This window comes from Burkholderia sp. LMG 13014, assembly GCF_905232215.1.
In the GTDB taxonomy this organism is placed as follows: Bacteria; Pseudomonadota; Gammaproteobacteria; order Burkholderiales; family Burkholderiaceae; genus Burkholderia.
The window spans coordinates 1-2,653 of record NZ_CAJNKE010000724.1 but is presented as its reverse complement, the minus strand read 5'-3'; the positions used below and the strand labels follow the sequence as shown (position 1 = coordinate 2,653).

1 protein-coding gene is annotated in these 2,653 nt (G+C 67.4%); it reads left to right on the top strand.

The window, feature by feature from the left end:
• On the top strand, positions 1-2,557 hold a 2,557-nt coding region (locus tag JYJ84_RS33655), incomplete at its 5' end, for a [protein-PII] uridylyltransferase (RefSeq protein ID WP_240201940.1).
• Positions 2,558-2,653: the final 96 nt, after the last annotated feature.

Below are 2,653 nucleotides of genomic sequence, written 5' to 3'. Positions count from 1 at the left end.
CTCGCCCGACGCGCTGTCGCGGCGCGCCGAATTCAAGGCCGCCAAGACGGAGATGCTCGAGCGCTTCCGCCGCGCGACGAACGTCGCGTCGCTGATGCACGCGCTGTCGAAACTCACCGACGATGCGCTCAAGCGCGTATGGGAAGACTGCGGGCTGCCCGCGACGCTCGCGCTCGTCGCCGTCGGCGGCTACGGGCGCGGCGAGCTCGCGCCCTATTCCGACGTCGACATCCTCGTGCTGCTGCCCGATGCGCACGACCCGGCGCTCGATGCGCGCATCGAGCGCTTCATCGGGATGGCGTGGGATCTCGGCCTCGAGATCGGCAGCAGCGTGCGCACGGTCGCGCAGTGCATCGAGGAAGCGTCGCAGGACGTCACGGTGCAGACCTCGCTGCTGGAAGCACGCCGCATCGTCGGCAGCACCGCGCTGTTCGAACGCTTCACGGTGCGCTACCACGAGGCGCTCGACGCCCGCGCGTTCTTCACCGCGAAGGTGCTCGAGATGCGCCAGCGCCACGCGAAGTTCCAGGACACGCCGTACAGCCTCGAACCGAACGTGAAGGAAAGCCCCGGCGGGCTGCGCGACCTGCAGACGATCCTGTGGATCGCGCGCGCGGCCGGTTTCGGCAGCAGCTGGCGCGAACTCGACACGCGCGGCCTCATCACCGATCGCGAAGCGCGCGAGCTGCGCCGTAACGAAGGATTCCTGAAGACGCTGCGTGCGCGGCTGCACGTGATCGCCGGCCGCCGCCAGGACATGCTCGTGTTCGACCTGCAGACGCAGGCCGCCGAGAGCTTCGGCTACCAGCCGACGCAGGCGAAGCGCGCGAGCGAACAGCTGATGCGCCGCTATTACTGGGCCGCGAAAGCCGTCACGCAGCTCGCGACGATCCTGATCCAGAACATCGAGGCGCAGCTGTTCCCAGCGACGAGCGGCATCACGCGCGTGCTGTCGCCCGACCGCTTCGTCGAGAAGCAGGGCATGCTCGAGATCGTCGACGACGGCGTGTTCGAGCGCCATCCCGACGCGATCCTCGAAGCGTTCCTGCTGTACGAGACGACCCGCGGTGTGAAGGGTCTGTCCGCCCGCACGCTGCGCGCGCTGTACAACTCGCGCGAGATCATGAACAACACGTGGCGCCGCGATCCGCAGAACCGCGCCACGTTCATGCGAATCCTGCAGCAGCCCGAAGGCATCACGCACGCGTTCCGCCTGATGAACCAGACGAGCGTGCTCGGCCGCTACCTGCTGAATTTCCGCCGCATCGTCGGCCAGATGCAGCACGACCTGTACCACGTGTACACGGTCGATCAGCACATCCTGATGGTGTTGCGCAACATCCGCCGCTTCGCGGTGGCCGAGCACGCGCACGAATATCCGTTCTGCAGCCAGCTGATCGGCAACTTCGAGCGCCCGTGGGTGCTGTATGTCGCGGCGCTGTTCCACGACATCGCGAAGGGCCGCGGCGGCGACCACTCGACGCTCGGGATGGCCGATGCGCGGCGCTTCTGCCGCGAGCACGGCATCGCCGGCGACGACGCGGCGCTGATCGTGTGGCTCGTCCAGCATCACCTGACGATGAGCCAGGTCGCGCAGAAGCAGGACACGAGCGACCCCGAAGTCATCAAGCGCTTCGCCGAGGTCGTCGGCAACGAACGGTATCTCACCGCGCTGTACCTGCTGACCGTCGCCGATATCCGCGGCACGAGCCCGAAGGTGTGGAACACGTGGAAGGGCAAGCTGCTCGAGGATCTGTACCGCATCACGCTCGCGGTGCTCGGCGGGGCCAACCCCGACGCGCATTCGGAGCTGAAGTCGCGGCAGGAGCAGGCACTCGCGCTGCTGCGCCTGGAAACCGTGCCCGACGACGCGCACCGCGCGCTGTGGGATCAGCTCGACGTCGGCTTCTTCCTGCGTCACGACGCGGCCGACATCGCGTGGCAGACACGCGTGCTGTACCGGCACGTGAACGCCGAAACCGCGATCGTCCGCGCGCGGCCGTCGCCGATCGGCGACGCGCTGCAGGTGCTCGTGTACGTGAAGGACCGCCCCGACCTGTTCGCGGGCATCTGCGCGTATTTCGACCGCAACGGGCTGTCGGTGCTCGACGCACGCGTCAGCACGACGCGGCACGGCTATGCGCTCGACAACTTCATCGTCACGCAGACCGAACGTGACGTGCGGTACCGCGACATCGCGAATCTCGTCGAACAACAGCTCGCGTCGCGGCTCACCGAAACCGCCCCGCTGCCGGAGCCGTCCAAGGGCCGCCTGTCGAGGCTGTCCCGGACGTTTCCGATCACGCCGCGCGTCGACCTGCGGGCCGACGAGCGCGGCCAGTACTACATCCTGTCCGTGTCGGCCAACGACCGGCCGGGCCTTCTCTATTCGATCGCGCGCGTACTCGCCGAGCATCAGATCGGCGTCCACGCGGCGCGGATCAATACACTCGGCGAACGCGTCGAGGACATCTTCCTGCTCGCGGGTGCCGGCCTGTCCGACAACCGCCTGCAGATCCAGCTCGAAACCGAATTGCTGCGTGCGATCGCAGTCTGAATGAATTCCAGCGTTTATGCGCACCAAATTAACCGTCAAGAATCCGAAGCCGGCGTCGCCGACCCGCGCCCCTGTCCGCTCCGGCAGCCTCGTCGC